Annotated in this window: 21 protein-coding genes; 17 read left to right on the top strand and 4 right to left on the bottom strand. The window is 66.0% G+C overall.

Translation table 11 applies throughout. The features are described 5' to 3' along the window. Nucleotides 1-43: 43 nt before the first annotated feature. From CX676_RS04165 to CX676_RS04120, 10 genes are all read left to right on the top strand, one after another. Nucleotides 44-1,369: an aspartate aminotransferase family protein gene (locus CX676_RS04165; RefSeq protein WP_101751501.1), complete on the top strand. Its 1,326-nt coding sequence runs from the start codon at nucleotides 44-46 to the stop codon at nucleotides 1,367-1,369. 55 nt (nucleotides 1,370-1,424) lie between these two features. Then, complete coding sequence (locus tag CX676_RS04160) at nucleotides 1,425-2,693, top strand: Zn-dependent hydrolase (protein ID WP_198590274.1); 1,269 nt, start codon at nucleotides 1,425-1,427, stop codon at nucleotides 2,691-2,693. Then, the gene (locus tag CX676_RS04155; RefSeq protein WP_101751500.1) at nucleotides 2,693-3,040 is read left to right on the top strand and encodes a hypothetical protein; all 348 of its coding nucleotides are present in this window, start codon (nucleotides 2,693-2,695) and stop codon (nucleotides 3,038-3,040) included. The genes CX676_RS04160 and CX676_RS04155 overlap by 1 nt, the downstream gene beginning before the upstream one ends. After that, complete coding sequence (hydA, locus tag CX676_RS04150) at nucleotides 3,037-4,488, top strand: dihydropyrimidinase (RefSeq protein ID WP_101751499.1); 1,452 nt, start codon at nucleotides 3,037-3,039, stop codon at nucleotides 4,486-4,488. Before CX676_RS04155 ends, hydA begins: the two co-directional genes overlap by 4 nt. Then, nucleotides 4,488-4,925: a hypothetical protein gene (locus CX676_RS04145; RefSeq protein WP_101751498.1), complete on the top strand. Its 438-nt coding sequence runs from the start codon at nucleotides 4,488-4,490 to the stop codon at nucleotides 4,923-4,925. The genes hydA and CX676_RS04145 overlap by 1 nt, the downstream gene beginning before the upstream one ends. A 136-nt stretch (nucleotides 4,926-5,061) precedes the next feature. Next, nucleotides 5,062-5,547 carry a hypothetical protein gene (locus tag CX676_RS04140; RefSeq protein WP_101751497.1) on the top strand — a complete coding sequence of 162 codons (486 nt, stop codon included), beginning with the start codon at nucleotides 5,062-5,064 and terminating at the stop codon, nucleotides 5,545-5,547. Between the two features lie 13 nt (nucleotides 5,548-5,560). Further along, nucleotides 5,561-6,349, top strand: a complete 789-nt coding sequence (locus CX676_RS04135; RefSeq protein WP_101751496.1) for an ABC transporter ATP-binding protein — start codon at nucleotides 5,561-5,563, stop codon at nucleotides 6,347-6,349. Nucleotides 6,350-6,571: 222 nt separating this feature from the next. Beyond that, entirely contained in the window at nucleotides 6,572-7,435 is an 864-nt protein-coding gene (locus tag CX676_RS04130) for an ABC transporter permease (RefSeq protein ID WP_101751495.1), read from the top strand. Continuing rightward, nucleotides 7,432-8,265, top strand: a complete 834-nt coding sequence (locus CX676_RS04125) for an ABC transporter permease (protein ID WP_101751494.1) — start codon at nucleotides 7,432-7,434, stop codon at nucleotides 8,263-8,265. Before CX676_RS04130 ends, CX676_RS04125 begins: the two co-directional genes overlap by 4 nt. Before the next feature lie 33 nt (nucleotides 8,266-8,298). Further along, nucleotides 8,299-9,285 (top strand): ABC transporter substrate-binding protein, encoded by a 987-nt coding sequence (locus tag CX676_RS04120; protein WP_101751493.1) that lies wholly within the window; start codon nucleotides 8,299-8,301, stop codon nucleotides 9,283-9,285. A 70-nt stretch (nucleotides 9,286-9,355) separates the two neighbouring features. On the opposite strand, the gene CX676_RS04115 is transcribed toward CX676_RS04120, so the two are convergent. The 3 genes from CX676_RS04115 to CX676_RS04105 form a co-directional block, all read right to left on the bottom strand. Then, nucleotides 9,356-9,856 carry a DUF2214 domain-containing protein gene (locus tag CX676_RS04115; protein ID WP_198590273.1) on the bottom strand — a complete coding sequence of 167 codons (501 nt, stop codon included), beginning with the start codon at nucleotides 9,854-9,856 and terminating at the stop codon, nucleotides 9,356-9,358. Further along, nucleotides 9,819-10,190, bottom strand: a complete 372-nt coding sequence (locus CX676_RS04110; protein ID WP_101751491.1) for a DUF6152 family protein — start codon at nucleotides 10,188-10,190, stop codon at nucleotides 9,819-9,821. The genes CX676_RS04115 and CX676_RS04110 overlap by 38 nt, the downstream gene beginning before the upstream one ends. Before the next feature lie 70 nt (nucleotides 10,191-10,260). Next, nucleotides 10,261-11,544 (bottom strand): lytic murein transglycosylase, encoded by a 1,284-nt coding sequence (locus CX676_RS04105; RefSeq protein WP_101751490.1) that lies wholly within the window; start codon nucleotides 11,542-11,544, stop codon nucleotides 10,261-10,263. A gap of 193 nt (nucleotides 11,545-11,737) precedes the next feature. Between CX676_RS04105 and CX676_RS04100 the strand changes: the two genes are divergently transcribed. Continuing rightward, the gene (locus tag CX676_RS04100; protein ID WP_101754128.1) at nucleotides 11,738-12,340 is read left to right on the top strand and encodes a YitT family protein; all 603 of its coding nucleotides are present in this window, start codon (nucleotides 11,738-11,740) and stop codon (nucleotides 12,338-12,340) included. A gap of 52 nt (nucleotides 12,341-12,392) precedes the next feature. Here CX676_RS04100 and CX676_RS22460 read toward each other — a convergent pair whose 3' ends face one another. Next, nucleotides 12,393-13,265, bottom strand: coding sequence for a hypothetical protein (locus CX676_RS22460; protein WP_157935845.1), 873 nt, complete (start codon nucleotides 13,263-13,265; stop codon nucleotides 12,393-12,395). A gap of 135 nt (nucleotides 13,266-13,400) precedes the next feature. Here CX676_RS22460 and CX676_RS04085 point away from each other — a divergent pair, with 135 nt between their 5' ends. The 6 genes from CX676_RS04085 to preA all read left to right on the top strand — a co-directional run bounded on the left by CX676_RS04085 (nucleotide 13,401) and on the right by preA (nucleotide 19,746). Beyond that, entirely contained in the window at nucleotides 13,401-13,715 is a 315-nt protein-coding gene (locus CX676_RS04085) for a PepSY domain-containing protein (protein ID WP_157935844.1), read from the top strand. Beyond that, nucleotides 13,712-14,374 (top strand): response regulator transcription factor, encoded by a 663-nt coding sequence (locus CX676_RS04080; RefSeq protein WP_101751487.1) that lies wholly within the window; start codon nucleotides 13,712-13,714, stop codon nucleotides 14,372-14,374. Before CX676_RS04085 ends, CX676_RS04080 begins: the two co-directional genes overlap by 4 nt. Further along, nucleotides 14,371-15,672, top strand: coding sequence for an ATP-binding protein (locus CX676_RS04075; RefSeq protein WP_232816578.1), 1,302 nt, complete (start codon nucleotides 14,371-14,373; stop codon nucleotides 15,670-15,672). Before CX676_RS04080 ends, CX676_RS04075 begins: the two co-directional genes overlap by 4 nt. 110 nt (nucleotides 15,673-15,782) lie before the next feature. Further along, nucleotides 15,783-17,141 (top strand): NAD(P)-dependent oxidoreductase, encoded by a 1,359-nt coding sequence (locus CX676_RS04070; RefSeq protein WP_101751486.1) that lies wholly within the window; start codon nucleotides 15,783-15,785, stop codon nucleotides 17,139-17,141. Nucleotides 17,142-17,207: 66 nt separating this feature from the next. Next, entirely contained in the window at nucleotides 17,208-18,410 is a 1,203-nt protein-coding gene (locus CX676_RS04065) for a glycosyltransferase (RefSeq protein WP_101751485.1), read from the top strand. 37 nt (nucleotides 18,411-18,447) lie between these two features. Continuing rightward, on the top strand, nucleotides 18,448-19,746 hold the full coding sequence (gene preA, locus CX676_RS04060) for an NAD-dependent dihydropyrimidine dehydrogenase subunit PreA (protein ID WP_101751484.1): 1,299 nt from the start codon (nucleotides 18,448-18,450) through the stop codon (nucleotides 19,744-19,746). Nucleotides 19,747-19,776 lie beyond the last annotated feature (30 nt).

Here is a 19,776-nt window from a genome sequence, read left to right as displayed (position 1 = left end):
CTAGCCTGATCCTGACCTCTTGGTCAATATTTGCGAGGAACCGATGGCACTAGACCGCAAACCCGCCCCGAACGACCTGCGCGCGTTCTGGATGCCCTTCACCTCGAACCGGCAATTCAAGGCGGCGCCGCGCATGTTGGTTTCGGCCAAGGACATGCATTACACCGCCGCCGATGGCCGCGAGATCCTTGATGGCACGGCGGGCCTGTGGTGCTGCAATGCCGGCCATTGCCGCCCCAAGATCACCGAAGCCGTGCAGAATCAGGTGGCCGAGCTTGATTATGCGCCGGCCTTCCAGATGGGTCATCCCCTTGCCTTCGAATTGGCGAACCGCCTTGTCGACATCGCACCCGACGGGATCGACCATGCATTCTACTGTAATTCCGGTTCCGAAGCTGTTGATACGGCCCTGAAAATCGCGCTTGCCTATCACCGCGCACGAGGCGAGGGCACGCGGACGAGGCTGATCGGGCGCGAGCGCGGCTATCACGGTGTCGGCTTCGGCGGCATTTCGGTCGGTGGCATCGTCAACAACCGCCGCTTCTTCGGCAGCCTGCTGGCCGGCGTCGACCACCTGCCCCATACCCACCTGCCCGAGAACGTCTTCACCAAGGGCCAGCCCGAGCATGGCGCGAACCTTGCCGATGATCTGGAGCGGATCGTGGCGCTGCACGGGGCCGAGACCATCGCCGCCGTGATCGTCGAGCCGATGGCCGGCTCGACCGGCGTGCTGATGCCGCCCAAGGGCTATCTCGAGCGCCTGCGCGAGATCACCCGCAAGCATGGCATCCTGTTGATCTTCGACGAGGTCATCACCGGCTTCGGCCGCTTGGGCAGCCCCTTCGCCGCCCAGCATTTCGGCGTCACGCCGGACATGATCACCTGCGCCAAGGGCCTGACCAATGGCGTCATCCCGATGGGCGCGGTGCTGACCTCGGGCGCGATCCACGATGCCTTCATGACCGGCCCGGAACATGTGATCGAGCTGTTCCACGGCTATACCTATTCCGGCAACCCGGTCGCCTGCGCCGCCGGCATCGCCACGCTGGACACCTATGAAGACGAGGGGCTCTTGACCCGCGCCGCGGAACTGGACCAGCACTGGCAAGAGGCGCTGCACGGTCTTCGCGATCTGCCCCATGTCATCGACATCCGCAACATGGGCCTGATCGGCGCGGTCGAGTTGAAGGGCATCGATGGCCAGCCCGGCAAGCGCGCCTTCGACGCCTTCCTCAAGGCCTACGAGGCCGGCATCCTGATCCGCGTGACCGGCGACACCATCGCTATGTCGCCGCCGCTGATCATCTCCAAGGCACAGATCGACGAGCTGATCGGCAAGCTGGCCGAGGTGCTGAAGGCCATCGACTGAACCCCATCCGCCGACCCGGCACCAAGACCGGGCGGCCCGACAGGAAGGAGCGCGCATGAGCGACGCCAGCGAGACGGCCCCGGCCGCGAACATGAAGGTCGACCCAGACCGGCTGTGGGACAGCCTGATGGAAATGGCCAAGATCGGCCCGGGCGTCGCCGGCGGCAACAACCGCCAGACCCTGACCGATGCCGATGGCGAGGGCCGCCGCCTGTTCCAGCGATGGTGCGAGGATGCCGGCATGAGCATGGGCGTCGACCGCATGGGCAACATGTTCATGCGCCACGAGGGCGCGGACACGTCGCTCGATCCGGTCTATATCGGCAGCCATCTGGATACCCAGCCCACCGGCGGCAAATATGATGGCGTGCTGGGCGTCCTGTCGGGGCTCGAGGTCATCCGCTCGATCCGCGATCTGGGTCTGACCACCCGCCGCCCCATCGTGGTGGTGAACTGGACCAATGAGGAAGGCGCGCGCTTTGCCCCGGCCATGCTGGCCTCGGGCGTCTATGCCGGGGTCCATGACGAGGATTACGCCAATTCCCGTCAGGATGCCGAGGGCAAGCGCTTCGGCGAGGAGTTGGACCGCATCGGCTGGCGTGGCACCGAGGATGTCGGTGGCCGGCCCATGCACGCCATGTTCGAATATCACATCGAGCAGGGGCCAATTCTGGAAGCCGAGGAGAAACAGATCGGCGTCGTCACCCATGGCCAGGGCCTCTGGTGGCTGCAGGTCACGCTGACCGGCAAGGATGCACATACCGGCAGCACTCCGATGAACATGCGGGTGAATGCGGGCCTCGGCATGGCCCGGATCATCGAGGCGGTGCACCGCATCGCCATGGATCACCAGCCCAACGCCGTGGGCGCCGTCGGTCAGGCCAATGTCTGGCCGAACTCGCGCAACGTGATCCCCGGCAAGGCCGTCTTCACCGTCGATTTCCGCTCCCCCGATCTCGAGAAACTGACCGCCATGCGCGCCCGGCTGGAGGCCGAGGCGCCGGAGATCGCCGCCGAACTGGGCCTCGGCATCGAGATCGAGCCGGTCGGCCATTTCGACCCGGTCACCTTCGACCCCGATCTGGTCAAGGTCGTGCGCGGCGCCGCCGAGCATCTGGGCTATTCCCACATGAACATCATCTCGGGCGCCGGCCATGACGCCTGCTGGATCAACCGCGTCGCGCCCACGGTGATGATCATGTGCCCCTGTGTGGACGGGCTGAGCCATAACGAGGCCGAGGAGATCTCGCCGGAATGGGCGGCAGCGGGGGCGGATGTACTGCTGCATTCGGTGTTGAACGTGGCGGAGGTGGTGACTCGCTGATGCCCGACCTCACCACGGTCTACCACGAGCTTCGCGCGCTGATGCTGACCGCAGCACCGGGGGCGACGGCCACGCTCGACGGTCCGGGGCATATCGATCTCAAGGGGCCGGCGACGAATGCGAAGACCGGCGAGCCGGCATGGTTCGGCATGGTCAAGACCGGCGCGCGGGCCGTGTCCTATCACCTGCCCCCGCTCTATCACCTGCCGTCACTGGCGGACGGGCTGTCGCCTGCGCTGAAAAAGCGCCAGCAGGGCAAGACCTGCTTCAATTTCACCAAGGTGGACCCGGTCCTGTTCGACGAACTGTCCGCCCTGACGCGCCGCTGCGCAAAGGAGGCCACATGACCATAGTCATCAAGAACGGAACCATCGTCACCGCCGATCTGACCTACAAGGCCGATGTGCTGATCGAGGACGGCACGATCGCGGCCATCGGCGAGAACCTCTCGGGCGATGAACAGCTGGACGCGACCGGCTGCCTGATCATGCCGGGCGGGATCGATCCGCATACGCATCTGGAAATGCCCTTCATGGGCACCTATTCCGCCGATGATTTCGAAAGCGGCACCCGCGCGGCGCTGGCGGGCGGGACCACCATGGTGGTCGATTTTGCCCTGCCCTCGCCCGGTCAGGGGCTGCTCGATGCGCTGCAGATGTGGGACAACAAGGTTGGCCGCGCACATTGCGACTTCTCCTATCACATGGCGATCACCTGGTGGGGGCAGCAGGTCTTTGACGAGATGGAGGCGGTGGTCAAGCGCGGCATCACCAGCTTCAAGCATTTCATGGCCTACAAGGGCGCGCTTATGGTGAACGATGATGAATTGTTTGCCAGCTTCCGCCGGGTGGGCGATCTGGGCGGCATTGCGCTGGTTCATGCCGAAAATGGCGATGTCGTGGCCGAACTCTCGGCGCGGCTTCTGGCCGAGGGCAATACCGGCCCCGAGGCTCATGCATACAGCCGCCCACCGCAGGTCGAGGGCGAGGCCACCAACCGCGCGATCATGGTGGCCGATATGGCCGGTGTGCCGCTTTATGTCGTCCATACCAGTTGCGAGGACAGCCACGAGGCCATCCGCCGTGCCCGCGCGCAGGGCAAGCGGGTCTGGGGCGAGCCGCTGATCCAGCACCTGACGCTGGATGAAAGCGAGTATTTCAACCCCGATTGGGACCATGCCGCGCGCCGCGTCATGTCGCCACCCTTCCGCAACAAGCTGCATCAGGACAGTCTCTGGGCCGGGCTGCAATCGGGTTCGCTGTCCGTGGTCGCCACCGATCACTGCGCCTTCACCACCGACCAGAAGCGCACCGGCATCGGCGATTTCACCAAGATCCCGAACGGCACCGGCGGTCTTGAGGATCGGATGCCGATGCTCTGGACCCATGGGGTGAATACCGGGCGTCTGACGCCGAACGAATTCGTCGCCGTCACCTCGACCAATATCGCCAAGATCCTGAACATGTATCCCAAGAAGGGCGCGGTGCTGGTCGGAGCCGACGCCGATCTGGTGGTCTGGGATCCCGAGGCGGAAAAGACCATCAGCGCCGGGACGCAGCAATCTTCCATCGATTACAACGTCTTCGAGGGCCAGAAGGTGAAGGGTCTGCCGCGCTATACCCTGACGCGCGGCGTGGTCGCGGTGCGCGAGGGCAAGGTCGACAGCCACGAGGGTCACGGCGAATTCGTCGCCCGTGAGCCGAGGGGCAACGTGAACCGGGCGCTGAGCGCGTGGAAAGAACTGACCGCGCCGAGGCCGGTTGCGCGCGCGGGCATTCCGGCGACGGGGGTGTGATGAACTGGTTCAAGGATCGTGGACTGGACGGACGATTCTTGCAGTTCTATGCCATCACCGTGATGATGATCATCATCACGGCTGCGCTCGTTATCGGGGTGATGCTCGCGATCGACGCCGGCGCACCATTGCAGGCGATCGAAGGCCTGCCCATTGCGGTCTTGTACTTGCTCTTTGCCGGATCCGTGGGATCACTTCTCTGGATCATTCCTGCTGCAGCCCTCTTCGGCTCGGCGTTTCGCAGGGAGCGAAGGCAAGCCGGCGTTTCTCAGTCGGCGAGCTTTGCTGCCCTGGTCATGACCGCGGGGACCGGGGTGATGTTCGTGCTGTTGACGGAATCCGATATGTTACCAGTCATCATCTTCGCACCGCTGGCGCTGTTTGCCGCACCTTACGTCGCCCGCAAGATCTATCGGGACGGGGCAGAGCAGAGATGAATCGATCGACAAGAGTGTCACAAGGGACCGACCTGACCATCGTTCGCCCCGATGTCATGCGGGTCGTCGGCTTCAGGGGCTGCGGCACGGACCTGGCCCGGTCGCTCCGGCACCCGGTCCTTGCGGCGATGGGGGTGTGAGACAGTGGCTTCGCCGTCGCGGGATCGACCGCAAGATCCTGATCTGGCTGGCGATCCTGCTGGCGCTGTTCCCGATCCTGCTGGGGCTGATGATCTTTGCAAGGCTCGACCTCAGCACCGGCGACCCCAGCCAGACCATCGGCTATTCCCTCGTTCCCTTCATCATCGGCGCCGGGCTGGCGCTGCTTTACATGGCGGTCATCGGCCTGCCGCTCGCCGCCCTTTGCTGGATCGGGGTTTTCGCCCTTCTACGCCGCATGGGGCTTGGGCCGCGCGCCTCGGCCACGCTGTCTGGCGCGCTGGCCAGTGTCGCGATGATGCTGCCTGCCGCCCTCAAGATCGGTGGCGGCTCGACCTCGGGGACCCTCGGGATCATGGTGATGCTGGGACTGATCCCCTGTATCATCAGCACCATCTATTTCCTCATCACCTATCGGAGCGCGACTTGGCACGACCTCAACCGGGACCATCCGCCATCATGACAAGGACCAGCGCATGAGCAGCGGAGCCGATCCCGTCATCACCGCCCAAGGCGTCGACCTGACCTTTCCAACTGCCGATGGCCCGGTCCATGCGCTGAAAGGCGTGGACCTGACCATCAATCGCGGCGATTTCGTCAGCTTCATCGGCCCCTCGGGCTGCGGCAAGACCACCTTCCTGCGCACCATCGCCGCGCTGGAGACCCCGACCGGCGGCAGCCTGACGGTGAACGGGATGCCGGCGGACGAGGCGCGGAAGGCGCGCGCCTATGGCTATGTGTTTCAGGCCCCGGGCCTATATCCGTGGCGAACGATTTCGGGGAACATCTCTCTGCCGCTTGAGATCATGGGATTTTCCAAGGCAGACCGGGCCGAGCGGATCGCCCGGGTGCTGGAACTTGTCGATCTCGCGGGCTTTGGCGGCAAGTTTCCGTGGCAGCTGTCGGGCGGGATGCAGCAGCGCGCCAGCATTGCGCGCGCGCTGGCCTTTGACGCCGATATCCTCTTGATGGACGAGCCCTTCGGCGCGCTGGACGAGATCGTCCGCGACCGGCTGAACGAGGCCTTGCTGGAGTTGTGGCGGAAGACCCGCAAAACCATCGGTTTCGTGACGCATTCCATCCCCGAGGCGGTCTATCTCTCGACCCGGATCGTGGTCATGTCGCCGCGACCGGGCCGGATCACCAAGGTGATCGAAAGCACCCTGCCCGCCGAGCGCCCGCTGGAGATCCGCGACACGCCGGAATTCATCGCGCTGTCCCATGAGGTGCGCGAGGGGCTGCGCGAGGGGCATAGTTATGATTGAGGCGTTCATATGCGCCGACAGAGGGCGAGCGCCGGCCCGTGGGGTGGCGCCAGAACAGTTGAACGACGCGCTTTATGGTGCAAAGCCCCTACTCTGCCGGAAGGCAGGACCAGCGGCACCAAAGCGCCAGCCCGCCGGGACGGGCAGGCGCTCGCCCGGCGGGCTTCGCCCTTGTTCCGGGCGAGGGATGCGGCATCGAGCCGTGCTTGATGGGGCCAGCACATGACCCGCGCCCTGCCCGTCCTGACCGTCCTCGCGGCCATCATCCTCGTCTGGTATCTCGCCGCCATCGGCATGAATGCGCAATGGGCGCAGGATCAGGCCGCGCGGGCCGGGACGACGCTGACCACCGGCCAGCTGATCGCCGACACGCTGTCGCAGGATCGCCCGGTTCTGCCCGCGCCCCATCAGGTGGCGGCGGGGCTGTGGGACGGGATCTTCGGTCAGGCCATCACCTCGAAACGCTCGTTGGTCTATCACGCCGGGGTCACGCTCTCGGCCACCATGGCGGGCTTTGCCATCGGCAGCCTCGCCGGCATCCTGCTGGCGGTGGGCATCGTCCATGACCGGACCATGGACCAGTCGGTGATGCCCTGGGCCGTGGCCAGCCAGACGGTGCCGATCCTCGCCATCGCACCGATGGTGATCGTTGTGCTGGCCAGCATCGGCGTCACCGGGCTTCTGCCCAAGGCGGTCATCTCGGCCTGGCTCAGCTTCTTTCCGGTGCTGGTCGGCATGGTCGCGGGGCTACGGCAACCCGATGCGATGCAGCTTGACCTGATGCGGTCGTGGAACGCCTCGCGATCGCAAAGCTTCTGGCGGCTGCGCCTGCCGTCGTCGATGCCCTATCTCTTCGCCAGCCTGAAGGTCGCAGTCGCCGCCGCGCTGGTCGGCACCATCGTCGGCGAATTGCCGGCGGGCGCGACCTCGGGTCTGGGCGCGCGGCTTCTGTCAGGCAGCTATTACGGGCAGACGGTGCAGATCTGGTCGGCGCTGTTCATGGCCGCCGCACTAGCCGCCGGTCTGGTCGTGCTGATCGGGCTGATCGAGCGGATCACTTTGAAACGCATGGGGCTGGCCCGATGAGCGCGCTGCCGATCCTCGCCGTCTGGTTGGGGGCCTGGGGCCTCAACGCCTTCCTCGCGCGGCTGAACACCCGCCTCACCCGGATTCTGGTGCCGCTGATCTTTGGCACGACGCTTCTGCTGCTCTGGGAAATGATCGTGCGCGCCTATGCTGTGCCGTCGGTCATCCTGCCCGCACCCAGCCAGATCTGGGCGGCGTTCATGGCCAATATCCCGCTGCTCTGGGGCGATTTCGTCCAGACCATCCTCAAGGGCGCGCTGTCGGGCTGGCTGATCGGAGCGCTCGCTGCCATCGCCACCGCCATCGCCATCGACCGCAGCCCCTTCCTGCAGCGCGGGCTGCTGCCCATCGGCAATTTCGTCGCCGCCCTGCCGATCATCGGCATCGCCCCGATCCTCGTCATGTGGTTCGGCTTCGACTGGCAGTCAAAGGCCGCCGTTGTCGTGGTCATGGTGTTTTTCCCGATCCTCGTGAACATGGTCGCGGGTCTTGCCGCCACCGATGCGCTGCAGCGCGACCTGATGGCGACATGGAGCGCGGGTTACTGGCAGTCGCTGGTCAAGATGCGCCTGCCCGCCGCCATGCCCTTCCTGTTCAACGGGTTGAAGATCACCACCACGCTGGCGCTGATCGGTGCCATCGTTGCCGAGTTTTTCGGCAGCCCGACCCGCGGCATGGGCTTTCGGATCTCGACCGCGGTGGGGCAATTGGACCTGCCGCTGGTCTGGGCCGAAATTCTTGTGGCCGCAATCGCGGGTTCGCTGTTCTATGGAATCGTGTCGCTGATCGAAAGCCGGGTGACCTTCTGGCACCCGTCGCAGCGCAGATAAGCCGGTCGACCGGCAACAACAGGAGAGGAAGCCATGAAGAAACTGATGCTCGGTGCCGCCACCTTCGCCCTGATGGCGACCGGCGCACATGCCGCCGATGACCTGACCCTGCAGCTGAAATGGGTCACGCAGGCGCAATTCGCGGGTTATTACGTCGCCAAGGACAAGGGCTTCTACGAAGAGGAAGACCTGAACGTCACCATCAAGCCGGGCGGCCCCGACATCGCGCCGACGCAGGTGCTGGCCGGGGGCGGTGCCGATGTGACGGTGGAATGGATGCCTGCCGCCCTAGCCGCACGCGAGAAGGGCCTGCCGCTGGTGAACATCGCCCAGCCCTTCAAGAGCTCGGGCATGATGCTGACCTGCCTGAAGGAAAGCGGCATCACCGACCCCAAGACCGATTTCAAGGGCAAGACCCTGGGCGTGTGGTTCTTCGGCAATGAATATCCTTTCCTCAGCTGGATGAACCATCTGGAACTGCCGACCGAGGGCGGGCCGGACGGGGTGACGGTGCTGAAGCAGGGCTTCAACGTCGATCCGCTGTTGCAGAAGCAGGCCGCCTGCATCTCGACCATGACCTATAACGAATTCGGTCAGGTGCTGGACGCGGGCATTGCCGAGGCCGATCTGGTCACCTTCAAATACGAGGATCAGGGCGTCGCCACGCTGGAGGACGGACTTTATACCCTGCAGGAAAATCTCGACAATCCCGAGATGGTGGACAAGCTGACCCGCTTCGTGCGCGCCAGCATGAAGGGCTGGAAATACGCCGAGGAGAATCCCGAGGAGGCCGCCGAGATCGTCCTGGAAAATGACGAGACCGGCGCCCAGACCATCGAGCACCAGACCCGGATGATGACCGAGGTGGCCAAACTGACCGCCGGCTCGAACGGCGCGCTGGACGAGGCGGATTACCAGCGCACCGTCGATACGCTCTTGTCGGGCGGCTCCGACCCGGTGATCTCGAAGGCACCGGAAGGCGCCTGGACCCACGCCATCACCGACGCGGCGTTGCAGTAAACTCGACCCGTGGGGGCCTGCGCGGCCCCCACGCCCCCGGCGGGATATTTTCGCGAGACAGAACGCGGCCTCAATCGACGAAGGCCAGCATCCGCCCGCAGGTCAGCACGGAAAGCCAGATCGCCAGCGAGGTCAGCCCGACCCGGCGCAGGGCGGCAGGCGGGCGCTCGAAGCCCTTGCCGGCATGGAACCAGAGCGCACGACCAGCACCAAGCGCGATCAGCATCAGCTTCACGAGAAACAGCCGCATCCGCAGGTAATCCCCTGGCGCGGCGAGAAAGAGCAGCATCCCCGCACCCATGGCCAGCGCCAGCCCGGTAGTGGCGACAGGGACCAGCACCCGGCCAAGCGGCTCGACCGGGATCATCGGCCAGAGCCCGATCAGCCGCAGGTCGAGGCTCGCAATGGCGCCCACCAGCAGCGCGATGCCCAGTACATGCAGCCCGCTGACCGCCGCATAGATCCAGCGGCAATTGCGCATACATTGGGCCAGCTCGGTTCCGGCAAGGATCTCGGCCAGCGCCTCCACGGTGTCAGCCGCGTTCGGGGTAAAGGTCGTGGGCGACGCCATCCTCGAACCACAGCCGCTCGGCTTTCAGCAGGCGCTGCGCCGGATCGGCCGAGGGTTCGCCCTCGATCGCCACCTCGCGGCCCGGGGCGAAATCCGCATCCGTCAGCCCGGCCCGTTCATTGCGCCAGGGCTGGCCGATCTCGACCTGCCAGATCTCGCCCTCGGCATCCACCTCGAGAATGCCATGCGGATTGCCAAGCCGGGCCGAGCGGATCAGTCCGGTCAGGCGGATATTGGCGCCACTGGTCCAGCGCCAGCCGTGATGGGCGGTGACGGCGCGGGCGCCGAGAAGCGAGATGAACAGAGCCGATGCGAAGGTGCGACGCGACAGCATGGCGGGCCTCCTTTCCCTCGGGAAAGCATAGGCCCGCACACCGTCTTGCGGCAAATCACCTTCTTCGGCGTCAGCCCAGCATCTGCAAAAGTTGCACCGAGGGCTCGCCCGTCACCGCCATGCCGCGCGCCGCCTGGAAGGCCGAGATCGCCTCGCGCGTGGCCGGGCCGACCACGCCGTCGCTGCCCTTGGTGTCATAGCCCATCGCCGTCAGCCGCTGCTGCATCCGTTTCCGGTCATCGATGGTCAGCCCGTACTTGTCGGGCGGGAAGTTGCCCTGGATCGCCCCGCCGCCGCGCAGACGGTCGGACAGGTGGCCGACGCCGATGACGTAGTTTTCCGAGTTGTTGTAGCGGGTGATGGCGGTGAAGTTGCGGAAGGTCATGAAGGCCGGGCCGCTGCGCCCCTGCGGGGTGATGATCGAGGCCGGGCCGTAATCGGGCACGGTGCCACCGCTCATGCTGCGCACGCCCATCGCCGCCCAGGCCGAGGGGCTGCGGGTCGAACCGCGCCCCACGGGGCCCGAGAAGCCCGAGGGCAGCCGCACTTCGACGCCCCAGGGCACGCCCCGCTGCCAGCCCGATTTCGCCAGATAGGCCGCGGTCGAGGCCAGCGAGTCGGTCGGATCGTTCGACCAGATGTCGCGCCGGCCATCGCCGGTGAAATCGACCGCGTAAAGCAGATAAGAGGTCGGGATGAACTGGGTATGACCCATGGCGCCGGCCCAGCTGCCGGTCATGCCAGCGGGGGCGACATCGCCGTTCTGCAGGATCTTCAGCGCCGCAACCAGCTGCTGTTCGAAGAACGAGGCGCGACGACCATGCCAAGCCAGGGTCGAGCAGGCGGCGATGACCGGGATATTCCCGCGCCGCTCTCCATACATACTTTCCAGACCCCAGACGGCGACGACCACCGCCGGCTCGACCCCGTAACGCGCCTCGACGGCGTTCAGCACAGAGCCATAGCGGGCGAGGTTCGCCCGGCCCTTGCTGACGCGCTCGTCCGAGGCGGCGATGGCCAGGTAATCCTGCAGCGTGCGGGTGAACTCGGTCTGGTTCTGGTCCTTCTCGATCACGTCGGGCAGATAGCCGCCACCCTGCGCGAAGGCATTGTCGAAGGTGCCCGCCGAAATGCCCTGCGACAGCGCCCGGCCCCGGAAGCCTGCAACCCAGCGGTCGTAATCGGCATTCGGCACCGGCCGCGGCGGCGGTGCCATGCCGCCCGAGGACCCCGTGCTGCCGCCCGGAATGCGCGGCCCGCAGGAGGCCAGCCCCGCGGCCAGAAGTCCGAAGGCCACTGCCCGTCTGCTTGCCTGGAACCCCGTGCCCTTGCTGCTGATGTCGATGCTGCTCATACCTGTCTCCTCACGTTTTGCTCACGTTTTGCTTATGTCTAGCGGCGGAAACAGGTGGCGAAAAGCCGCGAAGCGCGGGCATCGGGACCGGCCCCGGCAAAGGGCTGAAATCCGGACATAGTTTTTGCGGCGGATTGCCACGGCGTGCGGGGCCGATCTTGCCTTTGCCCGGCCCTTTGGGCATCTGGCCGGCATGAGCGACGCACCCCGCCGACACAGCCTCATCGAGGACGCCCAGGGCATCAGCTTTGGCGCGATGATGGCGGCGCTTGGGGTGACCATCCTGACCCATCTGGGCCTTGTCACCGGCCAGACCGCCGGACTGGCGATCCTGATCGCCTATGCGACCGGCTGGTCCTTCGCACCGGTCTTCTTTCTGATCAACATCCCGTTCTACTGGCTCGGCTGGAAGCGGTTCGGGCCGAGTTTCACGCTGAAGACCTTTGTCGCCGTGGCGCTGACCTCGCTGCTCAGCGCCGTGATGCCGGGCTGGATCAGCTTTGATACCATCAACCCGATCTTCGGCGCGGTGCTGGTCGGCGCGATCACCGGCACCGGGCTTCTGGCGCTGTTCCGCCACGGGGCGTCACTGGGCGGGGTCGGGATCGTCGCCCTTTACCTGCAGGATGCGACCGGCTTCCTGGCGGGATGGGCGCAGCTGATTTTCGACGCGGTGCTGTTTACGCTGGCGCTGTGCCTCGTCGACTGGCAGGCGGTCGGCTATAGCTTTCTCGGCGCGCTGGTGCTGAACATGGTCATTGCCATCAACCACCGCCGCGACCGTTACATCGTCTGAACGCGAAACGGCGCCCCCAAGAGGCGCCGTCCGTTCTGTCTGTCCGGGGCGATCAGCGCGCGGTTTCGCGCACCACCTCGCCACGCGGGCTCAGTTCCACCGTCACGGTTTCACCGGCGGCATTCACCGCCTCGACCAGCGTGCGCGGACCGTCGCGGGTGATGGCGCCGAGCTCGGCATAACCGGCCTCGGTCAGCGTCGTGGTGACGGCGGCCTCGTCCAGCGGTGCGGGCGGCTGGCCACCCATGCCGGCGCGGTCAGGACCGCCATCGCGTCCGCCATCCGGCCCGCCGCGCATGTCATGGCCGCGCTTGCCGTGGTCCCCGTGCTTGCCGCCCCGATCGCCATGGCGCTCGCCACGCGGGCCGCGATCGTCATCGCCGCGACCAAAGCGGGTCAGCGTGCCATCCTCGGCGAAAAGCGCGCGTAACTCCTCGCCATTGGCATCCGCGCCCTCGATCATCACGCCCTTCATCGGCGCATCGGCGGGCGGCAGGCCGATCTCGTTGATATTGGCAAACTGGCCATACATTTCCGCATTGCGCACGGCTTCGGGAATCAGCGCCTCGATCACGGCGGCGGGCAGCGCCGCGTCGTCATCGGCCTCGATCTTGCGCAATTGGCCCTGCCGGTCCAGATGCGCCTCGATCTGCGTGCCATCGGCCAGATCACCCTCGACCTCGACGGAGCGGCGGTCACGATCGATGTCGATATTCTGCAGGTTCAGCGATTTCAGCAGGTCGGGCAGGTTGTCTTCGGTGATCTCGACCGGGGCAGCCGGTGCGGCCGGGGCCGGGCTGGTCGCCTCGGGCGCGGCGGGCGCGGTTTCGGTGGCCGGCGGGGTTGCGGTCTGGGCATAGGCGGCACCGCCAAGCCCCGCCACAAGGGCCAGGATCGCGGCGGAATTGCGGAACATGCTGCTCATGATGTTTACCTTCTTCTGGTAGCGCCGGGGACACCTTGCCCCCGGTTGACGAATCACATCTACCCCAACGAGTTCGAACCAAAGGCCAACCGTCCGTTTGGGTTTCGTTTGGCTTTCACCTGCCACAAGGGCCTCATGCGCGCGATCCTTCTTGCCCTGTTTCTCTTTTCCGCACCACCAGCCCTTGCCCAGGGGCTGACCGAGACGGATTTCAGCCCCCTGCCGCTGCACGAGGCAATGCGGATCGTGGGCGAACGCTATCAGGGTCGGCTGATCGCCGCGCGGCTGGCGCAGCCCAATGCGCATGAGCGGGGTCTGGGCGTGGAACTGGTCGAGGAGCTGCGCCTGCTGACCCCGGCGCGCAACCTGCTGAAGATCCGGCTGGACGCGCGCGACGGGCGGTTTCTCGAGGTGGCCGGCCGGGGACAGATCGAGGCCTTGAAGAAATGAGAGCACTGATCGTCGAGGACGACCGGACCCTGGCCGAGCAACTGGCCCGCGCGATGCAGGACGCCGGTTTCGTCACCGACATGGCCCATGACGGCGCCGAGGGTGAATATCTGGGCGCGACCGAGACCTATGACGTGGCGGTGCTGGATCTGGGCCTGCCCGGTCTGCCGGGGATCGAGGTGCTGACCCGCTGGCGCGATCAGGGGATCGGTATGCCGGTGCTGATCCTGACGGCGCGCGGCGACTGGACCGACAAGGTGGCGGGCTTTCGCGCCGGGGCCGATGACTACGCGGTGAAACCCTTCCGGCTGGACGAGGTGGTGCTGCGCGCCCAGACCCTGATCCGCCGCGCCGCCGGTCATGCCCGCCCGGTGATCCGCGCCGGCAAGCTGCTGCTGGACGGGCAGTTGGGCGTCATCACGCTGGACGGCTCGCCCTTGAAGCTGACGGCGTTTGAGACCCGCATCCTGACCTATTTGATTCACCATCAGGACCGCATCGTCAGCCGCAGCGAACTGTCGGACCACCTCTACGAGGCCGAGGCCGACCGCGATTTCAAGTCGATCGAGGTGGTCATCGGGCGGCTGCGCAAGAAGGTCGGCGAAGGCGTGATCGAGACCCGGCGCGGCGAGGGCTATGTGCTCAGGGCGGCGCTGTGATCCGCTCGATCCGGGCGCGGATGCTGGCGCTGGCGGCGGTCTGGATCGTCGCGGCGCTGCTGGCGGCCTTCCTGGGCATCGGCGCGGTTCTGGATCGCTTCGTCACCGAACGCTACGACGCCGAGATGCGCGCCATCGCCGACACGCTGATCGCTGGCGTCGAGGTCGAGGATGATGAGATCGAGCTGGACAACCCGCCGGCCGATCCGAATTTCTCGCTGCCGCTCTCTGGCTGGTACTGGCAGATCAGCGCCGAGAGCAAGGTGATCGCCAAGTCGCCCTCGCTGTTCGAGGCAAGCCTGTCATCGCCCGCGGGTGACCGACCGGGACCGCCGCGCATCGGGCGCGGGCGCGGACCGCAGGGCGAACCGCTGCGGGTGCTGAACGACCGTTTCACCGTGCCGGGCAGCGAGGCCGAGATCACCCTGATCGTCACGGCGCCTGCGCGCGAGGTCTGGGACAGCCTCAACGAAGTGCGCCGGCCGCTGGCGATCTCGCTGGCGCTCCTGGGTCTCGGGTTGGCCGTGGCGGTATCGGTGCAGGTCTTCGCCGGGCTTGGCAGCACCCGCCGCTTGGGCGACGATCTGCGCCGTGTTCGAGCCGGCGAGTTGGACCGTCTGCCCCGCCCCGGCGTCAGCGAGCTCGATCCGCTGGTGACCGAGATCAATGCCGCGCTGGATCAGAATGCCAGCCTTCTGGCCCGCTCGCGCCAGCATCTGGGCAACCTTGCGCATTCGCTGAAAACCCCGCTGGCAGCGCTGCAAAACGATTTGCCTGCCGATCACCCCGGCCAGACGCTGATCACCCGGATGGACCGGCTGATCGGCTGGCACCTGCGCCGCGCCCGCTCGGCCCAGCCCCGGGTCTTGGGCCAGCACACGCCGGTTGGCCCGGTGATCGATGATATCCTGATGGTCCTGCGCCGCCCGATGGAGAACAAGGCCATGCAGGCCGAGGTGATCTGCCCGCCCGACGCGAGCTTTGCCGGCGAGCGGCAGGACCTTGAAGAGATGATCGGCAACCTGGCCGAGAACGCGGTGAAATGGGGGCGCGGGCGGCTGCGCGTGGTGGTGACATCCGGCGTGACCATCCGCATCGAGGATGACGGTCCGGGCATGGCCGAGACCGATGCCCCGCGTGCCCTGATCCGTGGCGCGAGGCTTGACGAAGGCGGCCCGCCGGGGACCGGGCTGGGCCTTGCCATCGTCGCCGATCTGGCGGCGCTGAACGGGGGCGAGCTCAGGCTGGAACGCTCGGATCTGGGCGGGCTGGCGGCGGCGTTGGTGCTGCCGGGTTAGGCAGCGCCCGCGCGCAAGGATATTTCACCGCGCGCATCATATTTTACCATTTGATAAAAAACTGAACCTGTGGCAGCCTGATAAGATCAAGCCAGCCATGGGATGCCTGAATGACCCAAGCCAAGCTGACCCCCGGCGTCGTGCCGGGCCGCCTTACCCCGGCGGATTATGCCGATAATTTCGCCGATGTCGCCCCGGCGCTGATCCCGCACGAGGCGCGGGTCGCCGCCGATCGCTGCTATTTCTGCCATGACGCGCCCTGCGTGACGGCCTGCCCCACCTCGATCGACATTCCGCTGTTCATCCGCCAGATCGCCACCGGCACGCCCGATGCGGCGGCGCTGACGATCTTTCACCAGAACATCCTTGGCGGCATGTGCGCCCGCGTCTGCCCGACCGAGAACCTCTGCGAAGGCGCCTGCGTTCGGATGGAGGCCGAGGGCATGCCGGTCGAGATCGGCGCGCTGCAACGCTTTGCCACCGATGGCATGATCGACCAGCCCCACCCCTTCACCCGTGGAGCCCCCACCGGCAAGCGGGTCGCGGTGGTCGGCGCCGGTCCGGCGGGCCTCTCGGCCGCCCATCGGCTGGCGGCCAAGGGTCATGAAGTGGTGATCTTCGAGGCCCGCGCCAAGGCTGGCGGGCTGAACGAATACGGCATTGCCAGCTACAAGACCGTGGACGGTTTCGCGCAGGACGAGGTCGACTGGCTTCTGTCCATCGGCGGGATCGAGCTGCGCAATGAACAGCGGCTGGGGGAGCAGATCACCCTGCCCGCGCTGCAGGCCGAGTTCGACGCGGTGTTTCTGGGCATGGGGCTTGGCGGCGTGAACGCGCTGCGCGCCGATGGCGAGAACCGCGAGAACGTGCGCGACGCGGTGGATTTCATCCGCGACCTGCGGCAGGCCGAAGATCTGGCAACCCTGCCCGTCGGCCGCGATGTGGTGGTGATCGGCGGCGGCATGACGGCGGTGGATGCGGCAGTGCAGTCGAAGCTCTTGGGCGCCGAGAATGTCACCATCGTCTATCGCCGCGGGCAGGAGCGCATGGGCGCCAGCGATCACGAACAGCACCACGCCACCTCGTCCGGCGTACGCATCCTCTGCAACGCCATGCCGATCGCGGTGCATGGCAATGGTGCGGTGCGCGAGGTCGAGTTCGCCTATACCGAGGACATGCCCGACGGCTCACTGAACACCACCGAGCATTTCCGCCTGAAGGCCGACCAACTGTTCCGCGCCATCGGCCAGCGGCTGGACGGCGCGCCTGACGGCATCGCGCTCAGTGGCGGCAAGATCGCCGTCACCGGGCCGGGGCGCACCAGCCTTGCCGGGGTCTGGGCCGGCGGCGACTGCGCGGCAGGCGGCGACGACCTGACCGTGACCGGCGTGGCCGAGGGCCGCGATGCGGCAGAGGATATCCATGCGGTGCTGATGGGCCGGACCGCGGCGGGGGCCTCGGGTCCGTAAGGCACCCCGAAAAGATCATGGAGGAAAAGGGTTGAGAATAGCTGACTCACATAGGGTGACAGGATCATGCCCAGGCTGCTGATGCTTCCCCCTGCCCCGGCAAGTCGGGTCGGAACTAATCAGGTCAGGCTCGACGGCAAGTTCGTCGAGGGGATGCGGTATATCTGCGCGAACTGGCCCGGCGAGGTCGGCTGCGTCTTGCGCGGTAGTGACGCGGCCATTCCCTTTGGCGATGTCTATGATCCGGCACAGCTGCCCTTCGACCTGACTCTGTTGGCCGAGGGGCAGGCCGTGCCGCAGGAGATCCTTGATGCCAGCGATATAGTGGAAGCCTCGGGCGATTTACATCTTGATCTGGATCTGGCCGACCGAACCGTACACCAGCGGACCAGATGTGTCTTCGTGATCGAATATACGCTGGGGACCCGATTGCAGATCCTCGGTCTGGACCGAGACAGATCGACGCTCCAGAAAGCGAAAAGCGCGCTCTGGCTTCTGCAGCAGGAACGGCGGCGGCGGCGTGCGCTGAGGCGAGCGGATGGCGTTCAGGTGAACGGCTTTCCGGCCTATGACGCCTATCGCAGACTTAACGGCAATACGGTGATGTATCTGGACAACCGGATGCAGGGCGCCATGTTCGCGGACCAGGACGATCTGACCCGCAAGGCGGCAGTCCTGACGGCTGGCGGGCCGCTGCGGCTGATCAATTCGGGCCGGCTCGAGCCGATGAAGGGCGCGCAGGATCTGGTGCCGGTGGCGCGGGCGCTGGCTGATCGGGGGGTGAATTTCACGCTCGACATCTATGGCACCGGCAGCCTTCAGGATCAGATCCGCGCCGATATCCAGACCCATCAACTGGCGGAAAGGGTCCGGCTTCACGCCCCGGTCGATTTCGTGACCGAGCTGGTGCCAATATCGCGCAGGGATGCGGACCTGTTTCTCAGCTGCCATCGGCAATCCGATCCGTCCTGCACCTATGTCGAGGCGATGGGCTGCGGCTTGCCGGTCATCGGCTATGACAATGCGATGCTGTCGCGTCTGGCTTCGGACTCCGCCGCCGGCTGGACAGTGCGTCTGGCCGATACCGCGGCCTTGGCCGACCGGATTGCCGCGCTTGCGTCCGATCCCGCCGGCATCGGCGGGGCCAGCCGGGCGGCGCTGGATTTCGCCCGGAGACATGATTTTGCAACCGAGTTTGCGCTGCGACGGGATCATCTGCTGCATCTGCTGGATGCGTCCGAAACCCCGGCAGACCTGACCAAGAAGTGAGTGTGACCCTGACGTCACCTCAGAAGGGAATGAAACCATGGCTGACCTGCGCTCGAACTTCGTCGGAATCAAATCCCCGAACCCCTTCTGGCTGGCCTCGGCCCCGCCCACGGACAAGGAATACAATGTCCGCCGCGCCTTCCAGGCCGGTTGGGGCGGTGTGGTGTGGAAGACGCTGGGGGCCGAGGGTCCGCCCGTCGTCAACGTCAACGGCCCGCGCTATGGCGTCGTCTATGGCGCCGACCGGCGGGTCCTGGGCATCAACAACATCGAGCTGATCACCGACCGCCCGCTGGAGGTGAACCTGCGCGAGATCAAGCAGGTGAAGCGGGACTATCCCGACCGCGCGCTGGTCATCTCGCTGATGGTGCCCTGCGACGAGGACAGTTGGCGCACCATCCTGAAGCAGATCGAGGATACCGAGGCCGACGGGGTCGAGTTGAACTTCGGCTGCCCCCACGGCATGAGCGAGCGCGGCATGGGCAGCGCGGTCGGCCAGGTGCCGGAATATATCGAGATGGTCACCCGTTGGGTGAAGCAATATTCACGGATGCCCTGCATCGTGAAGCTGACGCCCAATATCACCGACGTCCGGAAACCCGCCGAGGCCGCCAAGCGTGGCGGAGCCGATGCGGTCAGCCTGATCAATACCATCAATTCGATCACTTCGGTCGATCTGGACCTCTTTGCCCCCGAACCCACTATCGACGGCAAGGGCGCGCATGGCGGCTATTGCGGGCCGGCGGTGAAGCCGATCGCGCTGAACATGGTGGCCGAGATCGCCCGCAGTGCCGAGACGCGCGGCTTGCCGATCAGTGGCATCGGCGGGGTGACGACCTGGCGCGATGCGGCCGAGTTCATGGCGCTGGGGGCCGGCAATGTGCAGGTCTGCACCGCCGCCATGACCTATGGCTTCAAGGTGGTGCAGGAGATGATCTCGGGTCTGCGCGATTATCTCGACAGCCACGAGATGGAACTGTCGGACCTGGTCGGTCGCGCCGTGCCGAATGTCACCGACTGGAACCAGCTGAATCTGAACTACGTCACCAAGGCGGTGATCGATCAGGATGCCTGCATCAAATGCGGTCGCTGCTATGCCGCCTGCGAGGACACGTCACACCAGGCGATCGCCATGAAGCCGGGCCGGGTCTTCGAGGTGATCGAAGAGGAATGCGTCGCCTGCAACCTCTGCCTCGATGTCTGCCCGGTCGAGAACTGCATCACCATGCGCGAGCTGGAACCCGGCGAGACCGACAAGCGCACCGGTCAGCCGCGCGGCGAATACGCGAACTGGACCACCCATCCGAACAACCCGATGGCGCGGGCGGCTGAATAGACCAGTTCCCCCCGGCAGGGCGCGGGCCGG

Origin of the sequence: Paracoccus zhejiangensis, from assembly GCF_002847445.1 — a bacterium.
GTDB lineage: Bacteria > Pseudomonadota > Alphaproteobacteria > Rhodobacterales > Rhodobacteraceae > Paracoccus > Paracoccus zhejiangensis.
The sequence above is the reverse complement of the archived record's forward strand: the minus strand, read 5'-3'. Positions and strand labels throughout refer to the sequence as shown.

Bases quoted from the DNA above. Each gene is read 5' to 3' on its own strand.
- preA (WP_101751484.1), top strand. From the start codon at position 18,448: ATGGCTGACCTGCGCTCGAACTTCGTCGGAATCAAATCCCCGAACCCC.
- CX676_RS04070 (WP_101751486.1), top strand. From the start codon at position 15,783: ATGACCCAAGCCAAGCTGACCCCCGGCGTCGTGCCGGGCCGCCTTACC.
- CX676_RS22460 (WP_157935845.1), bottom strand. From the start codon at position 13,265: ATGAGCAGCATGTTCCGCAATTCCGCCGCGATCCTGGCCCTTGTGGCG.
- CX676_RS04165 (WP_101751501.1), top strand. From the start codon at position 44: ATGGCACTAGACCGCAAACCCGCCCCGAACGACCTGCGCGCGTTCTGG.
- CX676_RS04135 (WP_101751496.1), top strand. From the start codon at position 5,561: ATGAGCAGCGGAGCCGATCCCGTCATCACCGCCCAAGGCGTCGACCTG.
- CX676_RS04080 (WP_101751487.1), top strand. From the start codon at position 13,712: ATGAGAGCACTGATCGTCGAGGACGACCGGACCCTGGCCGAGCAACTG.
- CX676_RS04130 (WP_101751495.1), top strand. From the start codon at position 6,572: ATGACCCGCGCCCTGCCCGTCCTGACCGTCCTCGCGGCCATCATCCTC.
- CX676_RS04110 (WP_101751491.1), bottom strand. From the start codon at position 10,190: ATGCTGTCGCGTCGCACCTTCGCATCGGCTCTGTTCATCTCGCTTCTC.
- CX676_RS04085 (WP_157935844.1), top strand. From the start codon at position 13,401: ATGCGCGCGATCCTTCTTGCCCTGTTTCTCTTTTCCGCACCACCAGCC.
- CX676_RS04160 (WP_198590274.1), top strand. From the start codon at position 1,425: ATGAGCGACGCCAGCGAGACGGCCCCGGCCGCGAACATGAAGGTCGAC.
- CX676_RS04105 (WP_101751490.1), bottom strand. From the start codon at position 11,544: ATGAGCAGCATCGACATCAGCAGCAAGGGCACGGGGTTCCAGGCAAGC.
- hydA (WP_101751499.1), top strand. From the start codon at position 3,037: ATGACCATAGTCATCAAGAACGGAACCATCGTCACCGCCGATCTGACC.
- CX676_RS04065 (WP_101751485.1), top strand. From the start codon at position 17,208: ATGCCCAGGCTGCTGATGCTTCCCCCTGCCCCGGCAAGTCGGGTCGGA.
- CX676_RS04120 (WP_101751493.1), top strand. From the start codon at position 8,299: ATGAAGAAACTGATGCTCGGTGCCGCCACCTTCGCCCTGATGGCGACC.
- CX676_RS04145 (WP_101751498.1), top strand. From the start codon at position 4,488: ATGAACTGGTTCAAGGATCGTGGACTGGACGGACGATTCTTGCAGTTC.
- CX676_RS04155 (WP_101751500.1), top strand. From the start codon at position 2,693: ATGCCCGACCTCACCACGGTCTACCACGAGCTTCGCGCGCTGATGCTG.
- CX676_RS04100 (WP_101754128.1), top strand. From the start codon at position 11,738: ATGAGCGACGCACCCCGCCGACACAGCCTCATCGAGGACGCCCAGGGC.
- CX676_RS04125 (WP_101751494.1), top strand. From the start codon at position 7,432: ATGAGCGCGCTGCCGATCCTCGCCGTCTGGTTGGGGGCCTGGGGCCTC.
- CX676_RS04115 (WP_198590273.1), bottom strand. From the start codon at position 9,856: ATGGCGTCGCCCACGACCTTTACCCCGAACGCGGCTGACACCGTGGAG.